Source organism: Actinomycetospora rhizophila, from assembly GCF_042657905.1.
Classification (GTDB): Bacteria; Actinomycetota; Actinomycetes; order Mycobacteriales; family Pseudonocardiaceae; genus Actinomycetospora; species Actinomycetospora rhizophila.
In genome coordinates this window covers 34,142-55,645 of sequence record NZ_JBHSKG010000027.1, presented here as the reverse complement: position 1 = coordinate 55,645, position 21,504 = coordinate 34,142, and the positions used below count along the sequence as shown (strand labels likewise).

Below are 21,504 nucleotides of genomic sequence, written 5' to 3'. Positions count from 1 at the left end.
GGAAACGGGGAATGCGTGACCGAACTGAGCGACGCGATCGACGTGATCGTCGTCGGCGGCGGGCCGACCGGGATGATGCTGGCCGCCGAGCTGCGACTGCACGGTGTCCACGTGGTCGTGCTGGAGAAGGACACCGAGCCGCCGCCGTACGTCCGGTCCCTGGGCCTGCACGTGCGCAGCATCGAGCTGATGGACCAGCGCGGACTGCTCGAGCAGTTCCTCGCCGAGGGCACGGAGTATCCGCTCGGCGGATTCTTCGCGGGCATCGCGAAACCGCTGACGCGGGAGCTCGACACCGCGCACGGCTACGTGCTCGGCATCCCGCAGACGCGCACCGACCGCCTGCTCACCGAGCGGGCGGTCGCGCTCGGCGCCGACGTCCGGCGCGGGGTCGAGGTCGGCGGGCTCGAGCAGGACGACGACGGGGTCCTGGTCGTCCTGGCCGACGGCCCCCGGCTGCGGTCGCGGTACCTCGTCGGCGCCGACGGCGGGCGCAGCACGGTGCGCAAGCTGCTCGGCGTCGGCTTCCCCGGGGAGCCGTCGCGCCACGACACGCTGCTGGGCGAGATGGAGGCGACGGCGTCCCCGGACGAGGTGGCGTCGGTCGTCGCCGAGGTCCGGCGCACCCAGCTGCGCTTCGGCCTCGGCCCGTCGGGCACCGAGGGGGTGTACCGCGTCGTGGTGCCGGCCGCCGGCGTCGTCGAGGGCCGCACGGAGACCCCGACGCTCGAGGACTTCCGGGCGCAGCTGCGGGTCGTCGCCGGCACCGACTTCGGCGTGCACTCCCCGCGCTGGCTCTCGCGCTTCGGCGACGCCACCCGGCAGGCCGAGCGCTACCGCGTCGGCCGGGTGCTGCTGGCGGGCGATGCCGCGCACGTGCACCCGCCGACGGGTGGGCAGGGCCTCAACCTCGGCGTCCAGGACGCGGCGAACCTCGGCTGGAAGCTGGCCGCCGCGGTCGCCGGGTGGGCGCCCGCCGATCTGCTCGACACCTACGAGGCCGAGCGGTACCCGGTCGCGAGCGACGTCCTGGACAACACCCGCGCACAGATGGAGCTGATGTCGACCGAGCCCGGCCCGCAGGCCGCGCGACGGCTGTTCGCGCAGCTCATGGACTTCGACGAGGTCAACCGGTTCCTCGTCGAGAAGATCACGGCGATCGGGATCCGCTACGACCTCGGGGACGACCACCCGCTGGTCGGACGGCGGCTGCGCGACCTCGCGCTGACCGACGGGCGGCTCTACGAGCGCCAGCGCGCCGGGCGCGGGCTGCTGCTCGACCGCACCGGGACGCTCACGCCGGCGGGGTGGGCGGACCGGGTCGACCTCGTCGCCGACCCCGGTGCCGCGCTCGACCAGCCCGCCGTCCTCGTGCGCCCGGACGGCTACGTGGCGTGGGTCGGCGACGACCAGGAGGGGCTCGACGCGCGGCTCGCGCGGTGGTTCGGCGCCCCCTCCGGGCAGTCCGCGGCGGACCTCGTCAGCGGCGCTCGCGCGGGCGGGGCGTGACGAGGGCGGGCGCACACACCCCGCAGCGGCGGCGCTGGGCCTCGACGTCCTCCCCCGCGGCCCACGCCCGCACCACGTCCACCGCATGCGACCGGTGGCCGGCGGGGACGTCCTCGGGGCGGTGGTGGTGCAGCGAGCCGTCGGCGATCGCCGCGCGCACCGCGGCGACCCCGGCGACGAGGCGGACGGAGGCCCGCTCAGGGGCTCTCTGGGGGGCGATACCCGGCGAAACGGTCACGTCCCCCCAACGGCGCGGGGCGTCCCGAACTCGATCACCCGAACGGGGCGGACCCGACAGCCCGCGACTCCCCCGGCACGCCGCCACAGCCCGCCCACACCAGCGCCGCGGTGCGCGCCGCCCAGTCCTCGGGGAGGGGCTCGCCGCGGGCGGCGTGCGCCAGCCACGAGCCGGTCAGCAGGTCCTCGGCGGTGGCGTGGTCGGCGTGCCCGCGCAGGGCACCCGACGCGACGCCGGCGCGCAGGCAGGCCCGCAGGCGGACGCGGCACGGTTCGAGGAGGCGCGCGCGGATCTCCTCGCCGACGCGGGGGTCGGTGCCGGCGACCAGCGCGACGGCGACGAGCGCGGCCGCGTCGTGCTCGACGACGAAGCGCCGGAACCGGGCGAGCTCGGCGACGAGGTCGGCGAAGGCGTCCCCCGACGCCGGCGCGGGTCCGCGGTCGGCGATCGTGGCGAGCGCGGCCACCGCGAGCTCGGTGCGCCCCGCCCACCGGCGGTAGACCGCCGCCCGCGTCGTGCCCGCCTCCTCGGCGACGGCGGCGACCGACAGCGCCGCCAGCCCCTCGCGGCGCAGGTGGCGCAGGGCCACCTCGAGCACGTGCCGGTCGATCTCGGTGTTGCGCGGCCGACCGCCGACGTGCACCGCACCTTCGGCCGACGCCGGCCGGGGCGGCGCCGCCGGAGGGGGCACGGGAGGGTGCTCGGCGGCGGACATGCCCCCTAGGTGGCCCCGGACGACGGATACACAAACGTGTTGTATCGCTGCAGTGCGTAACCATGTCCGTCCACGGCAGGCCGGCTTCACGCGGGGCTGACGACTGTAGGCCGTCCGAGTGATCGACGATCTCGAGATCGGGTGCGCCTTCCGGGCGGACCGATACAGAGCGTATTGCCGCGCGGCTGTGGCGAGGATAACGTTTGGGTCGATTCGATACATGGCTGCTGTGTATCGCCGGGTGCATGCGGGGGGCGACGGCGCAGCGGGGAGGGACACTCGTGATCACGAACCGCGATCTGGACGTCATCGGGCTGCGCGACGTCGCCGGCCTCGCCGCTCCGGCCCGGACGACCTCGTCCGACGACATCAGCTACGAGCTGCTCCGCGAGGTCCCGCCGTCGCGCGACGGGTGGTCGCTGCTGTGCCGCCGGGGCGACCGCGTCTCGTGGTCGATGCCGCTGGCGCCGCGCGGCGCGGCTCCCCGGGTGCGCCCGGCCGTCGCCCAGGCCGTCGCCGTGCGCGTGCTCACCGAGCAGGGCGTGTTCGTCAGCGGCTGGAACCACGTCACCGACGACCTCGAGGGCGAGCACTTCGTCGCCCGCCGGCCGCAGGGGGCGCCCGTCCTGCCCGTGTGAGCGGACCTCCCGGGGCGATCTAGCCTCGCCCCGTGGGCGGACCCTGGGCGCTGGTGGCGGGCGGATCCGGCGGCATCGGCCGGGCGATCGGGCGCCGGCTCGCCGCCGACGGGTGGGACGTGGCGCTGACCTACCGGTCGCGCCCGGAGGCGGCGGCCGCCGCGGCCCGGGACGTCGAGGAGGCGGGCCGCCGGGCGGTCACGGTCGCGCTGGACCTCGAGGACGCCGCCGCGACGGCCGAGGTCGTGCGCACCGCGACGCCCGAGCCCCCGACGGCGGTCGTGTACGCGGCCGGCCCGCACATCCCCATGCGCTACCTCTCGGCGATCACCCCGGAGCAGTACCGCGCGCAGATCCTCGGCGACACGGTGGCGGCCTACAACCTGCTGCACCCCGCGATGGCCGTGCTGCGCGAGACGCGCGGCAGCATCGTCGCGCTGGTGACCCCGGCCATCGAGCGCTACTCGAAGAAGGACGCGCTCTCGTCGACCCCGAAGGCCTCGGTCGCCGCGACCGTCCGCGGGATCGCCGCCGAGGAGGGGCGCTACGGCGTGCGCGCGAACTGCGTGGGCGTCGGCCTGATCGAGGGTGAGGGCATGTGGCGCGAGCTCGTCGCGCGCGGCGACTACACCGCCGAGCTCCTCGACACCGCCCGGCGCAACCTCGCCCTGCGCCGCTTCGGGTCGGTCGACGACGTCGCCGAGGTGGTCGCGTTCCTCGTGTCGTCGCGCGCCGGGTGGATCACGGGTCAGACCCTCGACGTCGACGGTGGCTACGCGCTCTGAGCCGGTGCCCCGATGTCGCGATGCGGATCGGTCGCGAGGAGCTTCGGCAGCACCTGCTCGGCGTAGACGTCGAGCGACCGCTGCGCGACGTGCTGGGGCATGCCGCCGAAGGCGAAGAGGTTCACCACCCCGCCGGCGCCGAGGGCGCGGACCCGCTCGACGGTCTGCTCGACGAGCTCGTCGGGCGTGCCGCCCATCTGCAGGTCGGCGAGGAAGCGGTTGAACGCCGGGAGCCCGTGCTTGGCGATGTTGCGGCGCAGCCCGGCGTAGTACTCGTAGCCCGGCACGTGCTCGAGGCGCTCGTCGGTGAACGCGTAGTGGTCGATCGTCGAGCGCGCGTAGGCCACGGCGTACTCGTCGTGCAGCGCGCGGGCGCGCCCCGGGTCGGGGTCGACGGTCGTGAAGTTCACCAGCACCGGGGCCGGAGGCTCGGCTTTGTGGATCTCTTGGAACAGCGCGCGGTACTCCGCGGTCTCCCGGACGGTGACCTCCCACGGCTTCTGCGCGATGAGCATCAGCCCGTAGCCCAGCGTCGCCATGATCCGCGCCGACTCCGGCGACACCGCCGACGCGTAGGTGCGCCCGCGGAACGTGGTGAACGCCGCCGGGTGCAGCTCCGCGCGAGGCTGGCGGTACAGCTCGCCGTCGGCCTCGATCGCACCGGTCTCGAACGCACCGGAGATCGCCGTCGCGTACTCGACGAACCGCTGCCGCGACTCGCCCATCTCCAGGCGGAACCCGTCGAACTCGATCGACCCCAGCCCGCGCCCCAGGCCCAGCACCACGCGGCCGCCGGAGACCGAGTCCAGCCACGCGATCTCCTCGGCCACCCGGACCGGGTCGTGCCAGGGCAGCACCACGACCATCGTGCCCAGCCTCGCGTGCGTCGTGCGGCCCGCCAACCAGGTCAGGAGCTGGGCCGGGTTCGGCATCATGTGGTAGCGCGTGAAGTGGTGCTCGGCGGTCCAGATCGAGCCGAAGCCGCGCGGCTCCGCCTGGTCGGCCAGCGCGAGCCCGCCGCGGACCACGTCGTGGTCGTCGCGCCCCTCCTCCAGGCCCTGGAAGAAGAGCCCCATCCCGACGTGCACCCTGACCACCCCGTTTCTGAATCCAGACTAGAAAAAATCGGCGGCGTGGGCAACGATCCGGTCCCATGGAGCACCACGACGTCGACGTCCTCGTCATCGGTGCCGGCGCGGGCGGGCTGTTCACCGCCGCGCGGCTGGCCCACCGCGGGTACCGGACGCTCGTGGTCGAGCGCCTCGACCGCGTCGGCGGCCGGGCCTCGAGCGAGGTCGTCGACGGCTTCACGGTGAACAACGGCGCCATCGTCATCGAGACCGGCGGGATCACCGAGGAGACGTTCGCCGAGGTCGGCGCGCGGTTCGACGTGCGCCCGGCGAAGCCCCCGATCCTCTACCGGATCGGCGGCAAGGACGTCGACGTGACCGGCGGCGGCTGGGGCTACCTGCTGGGCAAGCTCACGCGCCAGGGCGCCCGGCTGCTCGACGGGCTGGGCGCGGCCCGCACCGACGACGGGCTGCCCGACGGGGAGCTCTCGACCGCCGACTGGGTGCGCCGGTACACGGGCAACGAGAAGGTCCACGGGATCTTCCGCAACATGTGCGCGTCGATCTTCGCGGTGAGCTCCGAGGACCTCCCCGCGGCGGTGTTCCTCACCTACTTCACCCGGCGCAGCGCGTTCAAGAGGTTCGGCTTCTGCCCCGAGGGCACGATCGGCGTCTGTCGCGCGCTCGCCGACGCCGTCGAGGGCAGCGGGCACGGCGAGGTGTGGCTCGACAGCGAGGTCACGGCGCTGGACCTGGGCCCGGACGGCACGGTCACCGGCGCGACGGTCGTCCGGAACGGCCGGCCCGTCCACGTCTCCTGCCGCGTCACCGTCAGCGACGCCGGGCCCGCGGCGACCGCCGACCTCGTCGGGCGCGACCGCCTGCCCGCCGACTACACGGCGACCGTCGACACCACGCCGTGCGCGATGCTCGTCGTCAACTTCGCGAGCCGCGAGCCCCTCGTCGACGCCCCCGGGCTGCTGAGCTTCGCCACCACCCGGCGCCTGTGCTACGTCGCCAACTTCACCGCGACCTGCCCGGAGATGGCCCCCGAGGGCTGGCACCTCTACAACGGCACCTCCGTCCCCGAGCCCGCGACCGGGGCGTTCGACGAGGAGCAGGAGCGGGAGCTGCTGGACGCCGACCTGCGCGAGCAGATCCCCGGGTTCGACGGCGCCCGGGTGCTCTCGACGACGGTGTGGCGCGACGCGTGGCCCCCGCAGCGCGCCGTCGCCGGCCACGACCTGCCGCACACCACCCCGATCGCGAACCTGTGGAACGTCGGCGACGCCGTGAAGCAGTACGCGAACGGCGGCACGACGGCGTGCGCCGAGACCGCGGCGCTCGTCGTCGACGAGATCGCCGCGCGGTTCCCGGTCGCGGCGCCGCGTCAGGCGGGCTGAGCCTGCGCGACCAGCCGCGCGAGCTTGAACTTCTGCACCTTGCCGGTCGGCGTGGTCGGCAGGTCCGTGGCCTCGAGGAACACCACGCGCCGCGGCACCTTGAACCGCGCGAGCTGGTCGCGGCACAGCGCGATGAGCTCGTCGGCGGTGACGTCCGCCTCGGGGCGGGCGACGACGCACGCCACCCCGATCTCGCCCCACCGGTCGTCGGCCACGCCCACCGCGAACGCCTGGCTCACCCCCGGGTGGCGCGAGAGGACCTCCTCGACCTCCTTGGGCATGACGAGCTCGCCGCCGGACTTGTAGAGCTCCTTGCTGCGCCCGGTGAGCACGACGTAGCGGTCCTCGGTGAGGTAGCCGAGGTCGCCCGAGCGCACCCAGCCCTCGTCGTCGAGCGCCCGCGCGGTCTCCTCGGGCTTGCCCCAGAAGCCGAGCATGTTCGTCGGCCCGCGGGCGGCGAGCTCGCCCTCGGCGCCCGTCGGCAGCGGCTCGCCGGTGAGGACGTCGATCGTGCGGTACTCGGTGAGGTCGCCGCTGTCGGGAAGTCCCGCCGCGCCCGCCAGCTTGACCCGCCCGACGGTGCCCGAGAGCCGCTCGAACGGGTCCTCGGGCAGCGTCAGGGTCATCGCTCCGCCCTGCTCGGTCATGCCGTAGCCGGTGACGATCTCGTCGACGCCGAGGGTGTCGCGGACCTTCTCCCACAGCCACACCGGCGCCGGCGCCGCCCCGGAGAGGATGGCGCGCAGGCTGGAGAGGTCGCGGGTCGCGAGGTCGGGGTGCTCGAGGATCGCGACGGTCATCGTCGGCACGCAGAGGATGTCGGTGGCGCGGTGGCGCTCGATGCCCTCGAGGTAGCGGCCGGGGTCGAACGCGGTCTGCGGGATGATCGCGCCGCCGACCGTCATCGCCGCCATGAGGCCCTCGACGTAGCCGAACATGTGGTAGCAGGGCAGCGAGAACAGGATGCGTCGCCCGTCCTCGAACGCCCGGGTCAGCGCGGACGCGTAGCCGGTGCGCTGGCTCGCGTCGTGGGTGATGAGCACGCCCTTGGGGGAGCCGGTGGTGCCCGACGTGTAGAGGATGTCGGCGACGTCGTCGGGCGCGGCACCGCGGTCGGCGCTGCCGCCCGGGTGCTCTCGGCCCAGCGCCTCGAGGTCCTCGACCGACCCGACGCCCTCGCGCGACCGGCCGTCGGTGGACAGGGTCACCACGCCCCGCAGCTCCGGGAGCGCGTCCTGCTCGCCCGTGTCCCAGCCGGGCGCGATCTCGTCGAGCATCCCGAGGTGGTCGAGGCCCGCGAACCCGGTCATCGTGATCAGCAGGTTGGCCTGCGACTGCTCGAGGACGTAGCGCAGCTCGTCGGTGCGGTAGAGGTAGTTGAACGGGATCGCGACGGCGCCGGCCCGCGAGATCGCGAACTTCAGCGGCACGAACTCGACGTAGTTCGCCATCACCAGCCCCACCCGGTCGCCCGGGCGCACGCCCAGCGCGACCAGCCCGTCGGCGAGGCGCTCGGTCCAGGCGGCGACGTCGGCGTAGGTCACCGTGCGGTCGTCGGTGATCACCATCGGGCGGTCGCCGAACTCCTCGGCGCACCGCGCGAGCCGCTCGTGCAGCGTCATCGGCGTCCACGCCGGGAACCGCGCCCGCAGCGCCTCGCGTCGCTCGTCGAGGCTCGCACCCATCTCGCACCACTCCCCGCGTTTTTTAGTCGCGAGAAGAATATGGCGGGCGCGTGACCCGGACCACCACCAGATCCGTGGCCGGACGGTCACGGCCCGTACACGACGAACCGGACACCAGGGCACTGCAGGCCCATCGCGAGAGATCACGAGCACGTGGTGCCCCGGCGGCGCCGCGTCGACGTGGATGACGTGCTCGTGATCCCGGCGCACGGAAGGCGCGCGGCCCCCGGAGACCCGAAAGCCCACCGCGCGAGATCAGGAGCACCTCATGCACCGACGCCGCCGCGTCGACGTGGACGGCGCGCTCGTGATCTCCGCGGGACGACGCCGGCCCCCGAGCCGCCCCTACCGCGCGCGGAACCGGGCCAGGCGCTCGCTCACCGCCGGATCGGCGAGGTGCTCCAGCACCACCTCGGTCTCCTGCGCCAGGCCGTCCTCGAGCGGGCCGCGCAGGCCCTCGTGCACCAGGCGCTTCGTGCGCGCCGCCGCCCCCGGGTCGCCGCGGAGCAGCCGCGCGACGACCTCGTCGACCAGTGCCTCGAACCCGTCGGCGGGCGCACTGCGCCAGGCCAACCCGAGCGCGACCGCCTCGACGCCGGAGAGCCGCTCGCCGAGCAGGACGTGGGTCAGCGCGCGCTGCGGCCCGAGCAGGCGCGGCAGGCGCTGCGAACCGCCGCCGGCGGGCACCTGGCCGAGGCGCGCGTGGTTGTCGGCGAGCACCGCGTCGTCGCGCACCACCACGACGTCGGCGGCCTGCACGAACTCGAAGCCGCCCGCGGTCGCAGACCCCTCGACGGCCGCGACGACCGGCACCGGCAGCGTCGCCACCACCGAGCACGCGCGGTGGAAGGCGTCGAAGAGCCCGCGCAGCGCGTCGCCACCGGCGGCGCGCAGCCGCGTCACCTCGTCGACGTCGCCGCCGGCGCAGAAGTGCCCGCCGGCGCCGCGGACGACGACCACGCGCGCCCGCGCGGACAGGTCGACCAGCGCGTCGTGCAGCGCCTCGGCCAGCGCCACGGTGATCGCGTTGCGCGCGTGCGGGCGGTGGAGCAGGACGTGCCCGACGTCCCCGTCGAGCCGGGTACACACCACGTCGGACACCGACATCGCCCTCCTCGGCGGGATATTCTCATCCATATTAGAAGAATGAGGAGGTCCTGCATGCCATCCCAGGAGAAGACCGCGCGCCTGCTCTACGACGCGCTGGCCACGGGCGACCGCGCGGTCCTCGACGCGATCCTGGACCCGGCCTTCGCCGGCGAGGCCACCGAGGGGCTGCCGTTCGGCCTCGGCGGCTCCCACGCCGGTGCCGAGGCGATGATCCGCGACTTCTGGTGGGCGATCGGGCGGCACTACCGCGCCCGCGCCGAACCCGCCGAGTTCCTGGCCCTGGCCGACGGCGGGCTGCTGGTCCTCGGGCGCTACACCGGCACCGCGCGTGAGGGCGGCCGCCCACTCGACGCCGCGTTCGCGCACGTCCTGACGTTCACCGACGACGGGCGGATCGCCTCGCTGCGCCAGTACACCGACAGCGCGCGCTGGGCCGGGGCGAGCCGTTCGGTGCCCGCCGGGCGGCGGGAGCTGCGCGTCGTGCGCTACGAGGTCGCCGACGGCGTCGCGACCGTCGGGCTCGACCGCCCCGAGGCCGGCAACGCGATCGACCCGACGATGGTGGAGGACCTCGACGAGGCGACGTTCCGGGCCGCGCACGACCCGGCGGTCCGCGCGGTCCTGCTGCGCGGGACGGGGCGCAGCCTCTCGGTCGGCGGCGACCTCGCGTACTTCACCCGGCACGCCGACGACATCCCGGCGCGCCTGCGGGGGATCATCGACCGCTACCACGTGACCCTCGACCGGCTCGCCACGCTGGACGCGCCCGTGGTGTGCGCGGTGCACGGCGCCCTGGCCGGCGGCGGGCTCGGCCTCGCGCACGTGAGCGACATCGTCGTCGCCGCCGACGACAGTCGCTTCGCCGTGGGCTACGGCGCGATCGGGCTGGCCTCCGACGGTGCGAACACCTGGTACCTGCCGCGCCTGGTCGGGATGCGGCGCGCCCAGGAGATGTTCCTGCTCAACCGCATGCTGACCGGGCCCGAGGCGCTCGAGGCGGGGCTCGTCACCGAGGTCGTGCCCGCCGCCGAGCTCGCCGCCCGGGCCCGCGAGCTCGCGACGACCCTCGCCGCCGGCCCGACGCGGGCCTTCGGCCACATGAAGCGCCTGCTGCTCGCGAGCCAGGACGCCGACCTCGCCGGCCAGCTCGCCGAGGAGACCCGCCGGATGACCGCGACCGGCGCGACGGCCGACGCGCGCGAGGGGATCACGGCGTTCGTCGAGCGCCGGCGCCCCGACTTCCGCGGACGCTAGGCCGACCCCGCGAGCAGGTGCCGGGCGAAGAACCGGTTCCCGTCGTCGCCCTCGAACGCCGGGACCCCGGTGTGCCCGCCGGTGTTGGCGTGCAGCGTCTTCTCCGGCGAGCCGAGGGCGTCGAAGACCTCCAGGGCCCTCTGCCGGTCGTTGCCCTCGTCGTCCCACTGCAGCAGGACCAGCAGCGGGACGCGGACCCGCCGGGCCTCCTCGACCACGGCCCGGGGCACGTAGCTCCCGGCGAAGAGCAGGGCCGCCGCGATCCTGGGCTCCACCACCGCCAGCCGGATGCCGAGGGAGATCACGCCGCCGGCGACCCCGACCGGGCCGCCGATCCCGGGCCGCGCGAGCAGGGCGTCCAGGAGTGCCCGCTGCTCGGGGACCGCCTGCTCGACCAGCGGGAGCACGAGCCGGTCGACGATCTCGTCGTCCACCGGCCCGCCGGCGGTCACCGCCCTGCGCAGGTCGGCGCGCGCCGCGTCGGCGGCCGCCGACCGGGGCCGGTCCCCGCAGCCGGGGAGCTCGAGGGTGGCCGCGGCGAACCCCGCGGCGACGGCGTGCCGGGCCCGGGCCGCCAGCCGGGGGTACATCGCCGGCAGGCCGCCGGGGTGGCCGAGCAGGATCAGCGGGGCCGGTGGGGCGTCGGGCCCGGCGGTCCAGAGGACGCCGGGGATGCCGTCGAGGGTGAGCTCGTGCTCGAGGACGCCGTCGGCGAGGGGTCGTGCAGCGGTGATGCGCATGGTCGTGCCCTTCGGGAGTGCGCGGACGGCGCTCCCGGACGACCTATCGTCCGACCGTGACCCCGGAGGGGAGCACCCATGTCGATCGGTTCACGGGTCCCACCTCCTCGGTTCGCACGGCCCCCGGAAACTAGCAGGGCGGCAGCCGCAGCAGCGCGAACACGGCGTCCGCGGTCCGCGCCGGGTCCTGCCCCGCGAGGCCGGCGGCGTTGAGGGCCCCGAGCAGGAGGTCGCGGACCTCGCCGGGCTCCGGACCGGACGCGAGCGTGCCGTCGGCCTGGGCGTCGGCGATCAGCTCGGTCCAGCGGCGCAGGTACTCGCGGCGCAGCGCGCGGAACCCCGGCGGCTGGCGGGCGGCGAACTGCGGGGCGAGCACCACCACCGCGTAGTCCGACAGCTCCGCGAGCGCGCGCAGGTGCGCGTGGACGCCGGCGCGCAGGCGGTCGGCCGGCGTGTCCCCGCGCGGCAGCGCCATCGCCTCGTCGAGGCGGCGCAGCGACGCGCTGATGCCCTCCTCGAGCACCGCCTCGACGAGGCGCTGCTTGGACGCGAAGTGGAAGTAGATGCTGCCGGTCTGCAGGTCCGCGGCGGCGGCGATCGCGCCCAGGCTCGCGCCCGCCGGCCCGTGCCGCGCGATCTCCGCCGCCGCGGCGTCGAGGATGCGCCGCCGGGTCAGCCCGCCCTTGCCGGGCAGCTCAGTGGATGCGCCTGTCATGACCGCGCCAGTATGGCTCGCGCAGGGTCGGCTTGATGACCTTCCCGGTCGCGGTGCGCGGCAGGGCCTCGACGACGTCGACCGACTTGGGGCTCTGGAACCCGGCGAGCCGCCCGCGGGCGAAGGCCACGATCTCGGCCGGGTCGGGGGTCGAGCCCGCCGCCGGGACGACGACGGCCTTCACGGCCTCGCCCCAGCGCTCGTCGGGCACCCCGATGACGGCGACCTCGGCGACGTCCGGGTGCTGGGCGAGCACCCGCTCGACCTCGGCGGGGTAGACGTTCTCGCCGCCGGTGACGATGCGGTCCTTGGCCCGGTCGACGAGGTGGATGCGCCCGGCGTCGTCGAGCCGGCCGAGGTCGCCGGTGCACAGCCAGCCCTCCGGCGTGAGCGCGGCGGCCGTCTCCTCCGGGCGTCGCCAGTAGCCGACCATGTTCTGCACCGAGCGGGTGCGGATCTCGCCGATCGCGCCGGCCGGGACGTCGTGCCCGGTCTCCGGGTCGACCACCCGCAGCTCGGTCCAGGGGTACGGGCGCCCCGCGGACGCCAGCGCCGGCCCGCCCTCGCGGTGCTCCTGCGCGGAGAGCTGCGCGAACGCGCCGGTGGCCTCGGTCAGCCCGTAGATCTGCACGAAGTCGCAGCGCAGCGCCACCATCGCGCGCTTCAGGGCGTCCTCGCCGATCGGCGACCCGGAGTAGATCATCTGGCGCAGGCCCAGCGGCCGGGAGTCGACGCCGGGCACCGCGCACAGGGCCGCGAGCATCGTCGGCACGCAGAACGCCGTCGTGACGCCGTGCGCCTCGATCGCGTCGAGCACCTCGGCGGGCACGAAGTCGCCGACCACCACCGCGCGGGCGCCGCGCGCCATCCCGGCGAGCGCCCACGCCAGCCCGCCCATGTGGAACAGCGGCATGGCGACGAGGCTGACGTCGCCGTCGCGGAAGCCCCAGGCCTCGGCGATCTCCCCCGTGAGCACCGCGAGGTTCGTGCCGTTCGCGAACATGGCGCCCTTGGGTCGCCCGGTCGTGCCCGACGTGTACAGCTGGAACGCGACGTCCTCCGGCGCGACCGCCCGCTCGGGGTCGACCGCGGGGCCCACCCAGTCGGCGTAGGTGCGACCGAGCACGACGACGCGCCGGTCCCCGAGGACGTCGCTCAGCGCCGCCGCCGCGTCCTCGTCGACCAGCACCGTCGTCGCCCCGGAGTCGTCGATCATCGCGACCAGCTCGTCGGTGGCCAGGCGCCGGTTCAGGGGTGTCAGCACGGCACCGGCGAGCCCGGCGCCGAAGAGGATCGGGAAGTAGGACGGGTCGTTGCGGGCGACGAGCACGACCCGCTCGCCGGGCGCGACCCCGTCGCGCACGAGCGCCGCGGCGACCGACCGCGCCTGCTCGCGCAGCGCCGTCCACGTCGTCCCCTCCCCCGGCCGGCCGGCGGGTTCGACGGCGATCGCGTCCGGCGCCGTGGCGCACCGGGCCTCGAGCAGCGCGCGCAGGCTCATCGGGAGCCGCCCCGGTGCACGCCGATCTGCTTCATCAGCCCGAGCAGGTCGTAGGTCGCGTTGAGGTAGCAGGCGCGGTCGCCGCGGAAGTCGAAGACCTCGAGGCCCGCGAACGCGAACGGCCGTCCCGTCCCCTCGATGCCGGGCGGGTCGAGGCGGCCGCTGAAGTGTCCGGTGCCGCGCCAGTGGAACGCCGCGCGGGCACGGTCGTCGGCGAACAGCGGCGGTGCGGTGACCTCCCACTGCAGGTCGGGATAGGCGCCGAGCACGTAGGCGATGTAGCCCTCGGCGGCCGCCGGACCCTGCACCTGCCACCCGGTGTGGCGCGTGGTGGGGCTGTCGAGGACGAAGTCGTCGGTGAGCAGCTCGCGGCAGAGCTCCGGGCGGTTCTCGTTCCACGCCCGGATCCAGCCCTCGTACCAGCGCTCGGCGAACGCGCGGTCGAGCACCGCCGCGTCGCACTCGGGGACCACCAGAGCCCTCATGTCGACCTCCTGATCTAACGTTGATTAGAATCTAACGAGTCCCAGATTCCGGGACAAGACGTGTCCGTGCAGCTCCGCTTCGCTCCGTGCGTCGTACGCTGCGCCGCGTGGCGTCGGTGACCCGTCGGGCGCACGGTGCCCGTGCCCAGCGGCGAGCAGAGAACCTCGCCAAGCTCCTCGACGCCCTCGAGGCCCTGCTCGCCGAGGGCGAGTCGTTCACCGAGGTCAGCGTCGAGCGCCTCGCCGCCCGGGCCGGCGTCTCGCGGTCGACCTTCTACGTGCACTTCGCGGACAAGGGCCAGCTGCTCAGCGAGCTGACCGCCGACGTCGTCGACCAGCTGCTCGAGGCCGGCCGCGGGTGGTGGGGCCACGACCCGCCGGCGTCGCGGGACGACCTCCGCGCGAAGGCCGAGACGATCGTCGCCACCTACCGCCCGCGCGCCGAGCTCATGCGGGCGGTGATCGACTCGTCGAGCCACGACCCCGCGGTCCGCGAGGTCTTCCGCGCGCTGACCGGGCGCTACGTCACCGAGATCGCCGCGCACATCGAGACCGGCCAGGAAGCGGGCACCGTGCGCCGCGACGTGCCGCCCGGCCCGACCGCGCAGATGCTGACATCGATGGCCGAGCGCGGGCTGGACCGGATGCTGCGCGGCGCCGACGACGCCGCCGCGCGCGACGCCGTGGAGGCGTTCACGGCGATCGTCTGGAACACCCTCTACCGCGACGCGCCCTGAACCTGGACACTGTGTCCAGACATGGTGTCCTGATCGGAGGGGGAGCCGTGACCACCACCGAGGTCGAGCACCTCCGCTCGCTGGTCCTCCCCGACCGCGTCCACGGGTCGATCTACACCGACCCGGCGATCTGGGCCCGCGAGCTGGAGCGCATCTGGTACGCGACATGGGTCTACGTCGGGCACGCGAGCGAGGTGCCCGAGCCGAACGACTACGTGCGCAAGACGATCGGCCCGCAGCAGGTCGTCATGACCCGCGACAAGGCCGGCACGATCCACGTGCTGCACAACCGCTGCTCGCACCGCGGCAACCTCGTCTGCGACGCCGAGCGCGGCAACGCCGGGTCGTTCCGCTGCCCGTACCACGGGTGGACCTTCGCCAACACGGGCGACCTGCTCGGCTTCCCGTTCAACCAGGGCTACGGCGGGTCGAGCGCCCGCGCCGAGCTGCCCGGGCTCGCCGCCGCCCCGCGCGTCGAGTCCTACCGCGGCTTCGTGTTCGCGAGCCTCGCGGCCGACGGCCCCACGCTGCGCGAGCACCTCGGCGCCGCGGCCGAGCGCCTCGACCGGCTCTGCCGCCTCTCCCCCGAGGGCGAGGTGGAGCTGACCGCGGGCTGGGTCCGCCACGAGGTCACCGCGAACTGGAAGATGCTCGTCGAGAACGAGACCGACGGCTACCACCCGCAGTTCGTCCACTCGTCGATCTTCTCGATCTCGGGCAGCGGCATCGGCGCGCTCTACAGCGACAAGTCGACGGCGGTGACGCGCGCCCTGGGCGGCGGGCACACCGAGAACGACCTGAGCCCGGAGTTCCGTCGCCTCGGGGTGCCGATGGGCTGGGCCGGCACGCCCGAGTCGAAGATCCCCGACTACGTCGCCGCGATGCGCGCGGCGTACGGCGCCGACACCGCCGACGAGATCATGATCGACGGCTCGCCCCACGTCATGATCTTCCCGAACCTGTTCGTCGCGGAGATCCAGCTCTTCCAGATCCAGCCGCTCGCGGTCGACCGGACCGTCCAGCACGTCACCGCGATCCAGTTCAAGGGCGCGCCCGACCTCAACCGCCGGCTCGTCACCCAGTGCGTCGGCTCGGTCGGGCCGGCCGGGATGCTGCTGGCCGACGACGCCGAGATGTACGAGCGCAACCAGCGCGGCGTCGCGCAGCGGCAGCCCGAGTGGCTCGACCTGAGCCGCGGGCTGCACCGCGAGCGCGTCGACGACGACGGCCACACGATCGGCACCGCCACCGACGAGACGTCGATGCGGGCGATGTGGGCGCACTACCGGGAGCTGATGACGTGACCGCCGCCCTCGCGATCGAGCTCCGGGAGGCCGAGCAGTTCCTCTACCGCGAGGCGCGCCTGGCCGACGAGTTCGCGCTCGAGGAGTGGGAGGCGCTCTGGACCGACGACGCGGTCTACCTCGTGCCCGTCGACCCCGACGCCGACCCGCGCACGCACATGTCCATCGTCTTCGACAACCGCGGGCGGATCGCCACCCGCATCAAGCAGCTGCAGACCGGGCGCCGGCACTCCCAGCGCCCGCCGTCGCGGCTGTGCCGGTCGGTGACGAACGTGGAGGTCCTCGGTACCGACGGGGACGACACCGTGGTCGGCTCCGTGGTCCAGGTCCTCGAGTCGCGCGACCGCGGGACGACGTGGTGGGTCGGGCGCGTGACACACCGCCTGCGCCGGGTGGACGGGGAGCTGCGGATGGCCGCCAAGACCGTGGTGCTGGTCGACTCCGACCGGGCCCTGCCGACGATGTCGTTCCTCCTGTGATGGACGAGCTCGGGGTCGTCGCCAACGAGTTCGCCACGGTGTCGGTGTCGATCGACGACCGCGGCAACGGCACGCGCCTGCGTCTCGAGGACCTGCGCACCGGGACCGTGCGCCACCTCGACGCGCTCGAGCTGGAGTCGATCGTGTGGGCGCCGGAGAGCTGGATGCGCGCGCTGCTCGACCCGTCGGCGCACCGGTGGCGCGACGCCGGGCGCGGACCGGCCCGGGAGTCGCTCGGGGAGCCCTAGGATCGCTCCCGTGCCCCGGGAGCGGACCGCGCGGCCGTCGGCCGACGGCACGCCCACGTCCGGACGCAAGTCCGCGCGCACCCGCGAGCGCATCCTCGCCGCCGCCGCGCAGATCCTGTCCCGCAAGGGCTGGGCGGGCACGCGCCTGGTCGACATCGCCGAGGTCGCCGCGGTGCAGGCGCCGGCGGTCTACTACTACTGGCCCTCGCGCGAGGAGCTGCTCGCCGAGGTGGTCACCACCGGGCAGCAGGCGACGCTCGAGCACGTCGTCGCCTCGCTCGGGGCCCTGCCCGCCGACGCGTCCGCGCTCGACCGGATCGACGGCGCGATCGCGGCACACCTCGAGGTGGTGCTGCGCCGCTCGGAGTTCTCGCTCGCCGCGATCCGCAACGCCGCGCAGCTGCCCGCCGACATCCGCGAGCGCCAGCTCGTCGGCCAGCGCGCGTACGCCGACGTGTGGCGCGGGCTGGTGGAGGACGCCGTCGCCGCCGGGGAGCTGACCGCCGACGTCGACGCCCGCGCGGCGCGCATGCTCGTGCTCGGGGCGCTGAACTGGGCGCCGGAGTGGTGGAACCCGGAGCGCGGGTCGCTCGAGGAGGTCGTCGCGACCACGCAGCACGTGGTGCGGCGAGGTCTCACTCCCCGGTGAACCGCGGCGCGCGGCGCTCGATCACCGCGTCCAGGCCCTCGCGCGCGTCGGCGGTGCCCGAGAGCTCCGCGACCGTGCGCGCCTCCTCCCCCAGCTGCGCCTCGACCCGCGCGCCGAGCCCGGACCACAGCAGCCGCTTGGTGGCGGCGAGCGCCTGCGGGGCGCCCGCGGCGAGGCGCTCCACGAGCTCCTCGGTGCGCGCGGCGAGCTCGTCGTCGGGCACGACGGCGGTGAGGATGCCTGCGTCCAGTGCCTCGGCGGCCGACAGCACGGGGTTCGTCAGCGCGATCTCCATCGCCCTGCGCAGCCCCACGAGCGCCGGGAGCGTCACCGTCGCGCCCGCGTCCGGCGCCATGCCCACCCGCGTGGCGCCGCCCAGGAACTTCGCCGACTCGGCGGCGACGACGAGGTCGGCCGCGCACACGAGGCCGAACCCGCCGCCGCCCGCGGCGAACCCGTGCACCGACGCGACGACGGGCGCGGGCAGCGCGAGCAGCGCCTGCACCACCATCTGCAGCCGCGAGGTGGCCTCGCGCAGGTAGTCCGGGAGGCCTGTGCCCTTGCTCGCGAACGTCTTCACGTCGCCGCCCGCGCAGAAGTGCTTCCCCTCGCCGGTGATCACGAGCACGCGCAGCCCCGGGCGCGCGTGACACGCCATGACCGCCTCGTGGAACGCGCGCAGCAGCACGACGTCGAGGCCGTTCGAGGCCTCCGGCCGGTTGAGCCGCAGGCGGGCGACGCCCCGGTCGTCGACGTCGAGCAGCACCGGTCCCGACCCCACGAGCTGCTCGCCCACCGGTAGCCTCCTCGTCGAATTTCTAATGCGGATTAACCGTACACGGGAGGGCCCATGGATCTCGCGCTCGCGCAGGCCCGCGTCGTCGTCACCGGGGGGGCGTCCAACATCGGCCGCGGCATCGTGCACGGGTTCGCCCGCGAGGGGGCGCGCGTCCTGCTCGCCGACCGCGACGGCGCGCAGGCCGCCCGCGTGCGCGAGGAGGGGCTCGCGCTCGGCGCGTCGGCGGTCGAGGTGCTCGAGATCGACCTGACCGTCGAGGGCGCGGGCGGGCGCGTGGTCGGCGCGGCGGTCGAGCACTGGGGCGGCGTCGACGCGCTGGTGAACAACACCGGCTGGAGCGCGCCGGGCTTCCTCACCGAGCAGACCGACCGCGCGCTGTGGCAGCGCACGGTCGAGACCAACCTCTACACCGCGATCGACTGCACCCAGGCCGCGCTCGGCCCGATGGGCGAGGCCGGCGGCGGGTCGATCGTGTTCATCTCCAGCGACGCCGCGTTCGGCGCGATCCGCCAGGGCGTGTACGGCACGACGAAGGCCGGGCTCATCGCGCTCGCGCGCACCACCGCGCGCGAGCAGGGCCGCCGCGGGGTGCGGTCGAACGTCGTGTGCCCCGGGCTGGTGCTGCCCGAGGAGGGCGGGGTCGGCGCGACGAGCCTGTGGGCCGGCGGGCAGGACGCGGTGTTCGACGAGTCCCAGGTCGCGTCCGTCGTGAAGCAGCAGCCGCTGCGCCGGCTGACGACGCCGGGCGACATCGCGGACGCGGTCGTCTGGCTCTCCTCGCCGCGCGCGGCGCGCCAGGTCACCGGCCAGGTCATCGCCGTCGGCGGCGGCTCCTCGATGCCGTAGACAGACTCGCGCGCATTTTTTATTCTGGATGAGAAACCGAGCCCGGGAGCCCGCGTGAACACGTCCCTCATCGTCCCCGAGACCGACGAGCGCGCGGCGCTGCGCAAGGCCGTCACGGGGCTGGTCGGCCGCTACGGCCACGAGTACTTCGTCGCGCGGGCCCGGGCGCACGAGGAGCCGGCCGCGCTGTGGAAGGACCTCGGCGCGAACGGGTTCCTGGGCGTGCACCTCCCCGAGTCCTATGGCGGGGGCGGCGGGACGCTCGGCGACTTCTCGGTGGTGGTCGAGGCGGCGTCGGCGGCGGGCTGCCCGCTGCTCATGACCGTCATCTCCCCCGCCATCTGCGGCACGATCCTGGCCCGCCACGCCTCGGACGAGATGAACCGCCGCTGGCTGCCCGGCATCGCCGACGGGTCGCTGAAGATGGCGTTCGCGATCACCGAGCCGGACGCCGGGTCGAACTCCCACGAGATCACGACGACCGCCCACCAGGACGGCGACGGGTGGCGGTTGAGCGGCACCAAGTACTGGACGTCGGGCGTCGACGAGGCCGACGCGATCCTCGTCGTGGCGCGCAGCGGCACCGCCGCTCCCACGGGGACGCGTCGTCCGCTGTCGCTGTTCGTCGTCCCGACCGACTCCCCCGGGCTGACGTGGCAGCCCATCGAGGCCGCGCTCGTGCAGCCCGAGCACCAGTTCACGGTGTGGTTCGACGACGTCCCCCTCGGCCCCGAGGCGCTCATCGGCGACGACGGCAACGGGCTGCGCCAGGTCTTCTCCGGGCTCAACCCCGAGCGCATCACCGCGGCGTCGATCAGCAACGGCATCTCGCTGTACGCGCTGGCCAAGGCCGCGACGTACGCGACGCAGCGCACGGTGTGGAAGGGCGTGCCGATCGGCGCGCACCAGGGCGTCGCGCACCCGCTCGCCGAGGCCTACATCGGCGTCGCGCAGGCCCGGCTCATGACGTCGCGGGCGGCCGAGCTCTTCGACGCCGGCGCCGACTCCTCCCACACCGCCGAGGCGTCGAACATCGCCAAGTTCGCCGCCGCCGACGCCTCGCTGCGCGCGCTCGACCAGGCCATGCAGACCCACGGCGGCAACGGCCTCGCGCTGGAGTACGGGCTCGCCGACCTCTGGTTCCTCGCGCGCATGCTCAAGACCGCGCCGGTCAGCCGCGAGATGGTGCTGAACTTCGTGGCGCAGCACAGCCTCGGGCTGCCGTCGTCGTACTGATGCGCGCCCTACGCTGACCCGATGACCGAGACCGTGCGGGACACGAAGTCCGCGCGGACCCGCCGTCGCGTCGTCGACGCGGCCGCGCACGTCCTGCTGCGCCGCGGCTACGCGGGCACCCGGCTCGCCGACGTCGCCGAGGTCGCGCAGGTGCAGGCGCCGGCGATCTACTACTACTTCTCCTCGCGCGACGAGCTGATCGACGAGGCCGTCGCCGTCGGGCTCCACCGCGCGCGGTCGCTGGTCACCGAGGCCCTCGCGCAGGCGCCCGCGGACGCCCCGGCGATCGACCGGCTCGCGATCGCCGTCGCCGCGCACCTGCGCACGCTGCTCACGCACTCCGACCACGCCGCCGCCGCGGTGCGCACCGTGCCGCAGCTGCCGGAGGCGATGCGCGAGCGCCACCGCGAGGCGCAGCGCGACTACGTGGCCGTGTGGCGCGGGCTGGTCGCCGAGGTCCGCGACGACGGCGACCTCGACCCCGCGCTCGACCCGGGCACCGCGCTCATGGTGGTGCTCGGCGCGCTCAACTGGACCGCGGAGTGGTGGGACCCGGCGCGCGGGTCGCTCGAGGGCGTCATCGACGCGGCGCAACGACTGGTGCGCGACGGGCTGGCGACACCGGGGGCACGTTGACGGCGCCGACCGGCCGGTGGGCGCTGCGCCGCGCGCTCGTCGACGACCGCGACGGCCCGCTGCCCGCGATGCTCGTGGCGCTGACGTGCCTGGCCGGCGTCGTCGACGCGACGAGCATCCTCGCGCTCGACCACGTCTTCGTCGCCGCCGTCACCGGCAACATCGTCTTCCTCGGCATCGCGCTCGCCGGCGCGGGCGGCTCGATCGTCGCGCCGTCCGTGGCGGTCGGCGGCTTCGTCGTCGGCGCGCTCGTCGGGGCGCGCGTCGTGCGCCGCCCCGGCGGCCACCGCGGCCGCGCGGTCCGCGACGTCGCGGGGTTCAAGCTCCTCCTCGCGGTGCCGGTAACCGTGCTGGTCCTGCTCGCCGCGGAGCCGATGCACCCCGCCGCGCGCCTCACCGTGACGGCCCTGCTCGCCGCGTCGATGGGCGGCCAGCTGGCCCTCATCCGCTACCTCAAGGTCCCGGACCTGCTCACCGCGGTGCTCACGCTGACGACGATCGGCATCCTCACCGAGCGCGGCGCGGGCCACCGCGACCCGTTCGCGCTGCGCCGCGGCCTCGCGCTGCTGGCGTTCGTCGTCGGCGTCGTCGCGGGCGCGCTGCTGTGCCGCCTCGTGGCGCCGGGCGCCGCGCTGACGCTCGGGCTCGCGATCATCGTGGGCGTCGCGGTGGGCAGCCACGCGGTGTCGCGCGCCGAGGCACCGTGGACGGCGCCGCGCTAG

The 21,504-nt window shown here is 74.7% G+C and carries 24 protein-coding genes; 14 read left to right on the top strand and 10 right to left on the bottom strand.

Features of this window, described 5'->3' with window-relative positions; all coding sequences use genetic code 11:
- Positions 1-15: 15 nt before the first annotated feature.
- On the top strand, positions 16-1,509 hold the full coding sequence (gene rox / locus ACFPK1_RS31240) for a rifampin monooxygenase (RefSeq protein WP_465252234.1): 1,494 nt from the start codon (positions 16-18) through the stop codon (positions 1,507-1,509).
- Here the strand turns inward: rox and ACFPK1_RS31235 are convergent.
- On the bottom strand, positions 1,481-1,669 hold the full coding sequence (locus ACFPK1_RS31235) for a hypothetical protein (protein ID WP_378024853.1): 189 nt from the start codon (positions 1,667-1,669) through the stop codon (positions 1,481-1,483). The two genes, rox and ACFPK1_RS31235, sit on opposite strands and share 29 nt — an antisense overlap.
- A 112-nt stretch (positions 1,670-1,781) precedes the next feature.
- Positions 1,782-2,390 carry a TetR/AcrR family transcriptional regulator C-terminal ligand-binding domain-containing protein gene (locus tag ACFPK1_RS31230; RefSeq protein WP_378024852.1) on the bottom strand — a complete coding sequence of 203 codons (609 nt, stop codon included), beginning with the start codon at positions 2,388-2,390 and terminating at the stop codon, positions 1,782-1,784.
- A gap of 353 nt (positions 2,391-2,743) precedes the next feature.
- Between ACFPK1_RS31230 and ACFPK1_RS31225 the strand changes: the two genes are divergently transcribed.
- Both ACFPK1_RS31225 and ACFPK1_RS31220 read left to right on the top strand, forming a co-directional pair.
- Positions 2,744-3,100, top strand: a complete 357-nt coding sequence (locus tag ACFPK1_RS31225; RefSeq protein WP_378024851.1) for a hypothetical protein — start codon at positions 2,744-2,746, stop codon at positions 3,098-3,100.
- A 32-nt stretch (positions 3,101-3,132) separates the two neighbouring features.
- Complete coding sequence (locus tag ACFPK1_RS31220) at positions 3,133-3,885, top strand: SDR family NAD(P)-dependent oxidoreductase (protein ID WP_378024850.1); 753 nt, start codon at positions 3,133-3,135, stop codon at positions 3,883-3,885.
- Here the strand turns inward: ACFPK1_RS31220 and ACFPK1_RS31215 are convergent.
- Complete coding sequence (locus ACFPK1_RS31215) at positions 3,873-4,973, bottom strand: LLM class flavin-dependent oxidoreductase (protein ID WP_378024849.1); 1,101 nt, start codon at positions 4,971-4,973, stop codon at positions 3,873-3,875. The genes ACFPK1_RS31220 and ACFPK1_RS31215 overlap by 13 nt on opposite strands.
- 65 nt (positions 4,974-5,038) lie before the next feature.
- Between ACFPK1_RS31215 and ACFPK1_RS31210 the strand changes: the two genes are divergently transcribed.
- On the top strand, positions 5,039-6,358 hold the full coding sequence (locus tag ACFPK1_RS31210) for a phytoene desaturase family protein (RefSeq protein ID WP_378024848.1): 1,320 nt from the start codon (positions 5,039-5,041) through the stop codon (positions 6,356-6,358).
- Here the strand turns inward: ACFPK1_RS31210 and ACFPK1_RS31205 are convergent.
- Both ACFPK1_RS31205 and ACFPK1_RS31200 read right to left on the bottom strand, forming a co-directional pair.
- A complete protein-coding gene (locus ACFPK1_RS31205; protein WP_378024847.1) occupies positions 6,346-8,043 on the bottom strand; it encodes a class I adenylate-forming enzyme family protein in 1,698 nt (565 codons plus the stop codon). The two genes, ACFPK1_RS31210 and ACFPK1_RS31205, sit on opposite strands and share 13 nt — an antisense overlap.
- 345 nt (positions 8,044-8,388) lie before the next feature.
- Positions 8,389-9,150 (bottom strand): enoyl-CoA hydratase/isomerase family protein, encoded by a 762-nt coding sequence (locus tag ACFPK1_RS31200; RefSeq protein WP_378024846.1) that lies wholly within the window; start codon positions 9,148-9,150, stop codon positions 8,389-8,391.
- A 54-nt stretch (positions 9,151-9,204) separates the two neighbouring features.
- Here ACFPK1_RS31200 and ACFPK1_RS31195 point away from each other — a divergent pair, with 54 nt between their 5' ends.
- Complete coding sequence (locus ACFPK1_RS31195; RefSeq protein WP_378024845.1) at positions 9,205-10,407, top strand: enoyl-CoA hydratase-related protein; 1,203 nt, start codon at positions 9,205-9,207, stop codon at positions 10,405-10,407.
- Here ACFPK1_RS31195 and ACFPK1_RS31190 read toward each other — a convergent pair.
- From ACFPK1_RS31190 to ACFPK1_RS31175, 4 genes are all read right to left on the bottom strand, one after another.
- On the bottom strand, positions 10,404-11,147 hold the full coding sequence (locus tag ACFPK1_RS31190; RefSeq protein WP_378024844.1) for an alpha/beta hydrolase: 744 nt from the start codon (positions 11,145-11,147) through the stop codon (positions 10,404-10,406). The two genes, ACFPK1_RS31195 and ACFPK1_RS31190, sit on opposite strands and share 4 nt — an antisense overlap.
- A 130-nt stretch (positions 11,148-11,277) precedes the next feature.
- Entirely contained in the window at positions 11,278-11,862 is a 585-nt protein-coding gene (locus tag ACFPK1_RS31185) for a TetR/AcrR family transcriptional regulator (RefSeq protein WP_378024843.1), read from the bottom strand.
- The gene (locus tag ACFPK1_RS31180) at positions 11,843-13,363 is read right to left on the bottom strand and encodes an AMP-binding protein (RefSeq protein ID WP_378024842.1); all 1,521 of its coding nucleotides are present in this window, start codon (positions 13,361-13,363) and stop codon (positions 11,843-11,845) included. The genes ACFPK1_RS31185 and ACFPK1_RS31180 overlap by 20 nt, the downstream gene beginning before the upstream one ends.
- Entirely contained in the window at positions 13,360-13,848 is a 489-nt protein-coding gene (locus ACFPK1_RS31175; RefSeq protein ID WP_378024841.1) for an ester cyclase, read from the bottom strand. Before ACFPK1_RS31175 ends, ACFPK1_RS31180 begins: the two co-directional genes overlap by 4 nt.
- Positions 13,849-13,955: 107 nt before the next feature.
- On the opposite strand from ACFPK1_RS31175, the gene ACFPK1_RS31170 reads away from it, so the two are divergent.
- Genes ACFPK1_RS31170 through ACFPK1_RS31150 form a run of 5 tightly spaced genes read left to right on the top strand, consistent with a single transcriptional unit; the run spans position 13,956 to position 17,265 of the window.
- Positions 13,956-14,585 (top strand): TetR/AcrR family transcriptional regulator, encoded by a 630-nt coding sequence (locus tag ACFPK1_RS31170; RefSeq protein WP_378024840.1) that lies wholly within the window; start codon positions 13,956-13,958, stop codon positions 14,583-14,585.
- 47 nt (positions 14,586-14,632) lie between these two features.
- Positions 14,633-15,889, top strand: coding sequence for an aromatic ring-hydroxylating oxygenase subunit alpha (locus ACFPK1_RS31165; RefSeq protein WP_378024839.1), 1,257 nt, complete (start codon positions 14,633-14,635; stop codon positions 15,887-15,889).
- Positions 15,886-16,368, top strand: a complete 483-nt coding sequence (locus tag ACFPK1_RS31160; protein WP_378024838.1) for an aromatic-ring-hydroxylating dioxygenase subunit beta — start codon at positions 15,886-15,888, stop codon at positions 16,366-16,368. The genes ACFPK1_RS31165 and ACFPK1_RS31160 overlap by 4 nt, the downstream gene beginning before the upstream one ends.
- Positions 16,368-16,616, top strand: coding sequence for a hypothetical protein (locus ACFPK1_RS31155; RefSeq protein ID WP_378024837.1), 249 nt, complete (start codon positions 16,368-16,370; stop codon positions 16,614-16,616). The genes ACFPK1_RS31160 and ACFPK1_RS31155 overlap by 1 nt, the downstream gene beginning before the upstream one ends.
- A gap of 10 nt (positions 16,617-16,626) precedes the next feature.
- The gene (locus ACFPK1_RS31150) at positions 16,627-17,265 is read left to right on the top strand and encodes a TetR/AcrR family transcriptional regulator (protein WP_378024836.1); all 639 of its coding nucleotides are present in this window, start codon (positions 16,627-16,629) and stop codon (positions 17,263-17,265) included.
- Here the strand turns inward: ACFPK1_RS31150 and ACFPK1_RS31145 are convergent.
- Positions 17,252-18,061 (bottom strand): enoyl-CoA hydratase/isomerase family protein, encoded by an 810-nt coding sequence (locus ACFPK1_RS31145; protein WP_378024835.1) that lies wholly within the window; start codon positions 18,059-18,061, stop codon positions 17,252-17,254. The genes ACFPK1_RS31150 and ACFPK1_RS31145 overlap by 14 nt on opposite strands.
- Positions 18,062-18,115: 54 nt before the next feature.
- Here ACFPK1_RS31145 and ACFPK1_RS31140 point away from each other — a divergent pair, with 54 nt between their 5' ends.
- The 4 genes from ACFPK1_RS31140 to ACFPK1_RS31125 are packed head-to-tail and all read left to right on the top strand — an operon-like array spanning position 18,116 to position 21,504.
- Entirely contained in the window at positions 18,116-18,910 is a 795-nt protein-coding gene (locus ACFPK1_RS31140) for an SDR family NAD(P)-dependent oxidoreductase (RefSeq protein ID WP_378024834.1), read from the top strand.
- Positions 18,911-18,964: 54 nt separating this feature from the next.
- A complete protein-coding gene (locus tag ACFPK1_RS31135) occupies positions 18,965-20,146 on the top strand; it encodes an acyl-CoA dehydrogenase family protein (RefSeq protein WP_378024833.1) in 1,182 nt (393 codons plus the stop codon).
- Between the two features lie 21 nt (positions 20,147-20,167).
- Positions 20,168-20,782: a TetR/AcrR family transcriptional regulator gene (locus tag ACFPK1_RS31130; RefSeq protein ID WP_378024832.1), complete on the top strand. Its 615-nt coding sequence runs from the start codon at positions 20,168-20,170 to the stop codon at positions 20,780-20,782.
- Complete coding sequence (locus ACFPK1_RS31125; RefSeq protein ID WP_378024831.1) at positions 20,779-21,504, top strand: YoaK family protein; 726 nt, start codon at positions 20,779-20,781, stop codon at positions 21,502-21,504. Before ACFPK1_RS31130 ends, ACFPK1_RS31125 begins: the two co-directional genes overlap by 4 nt.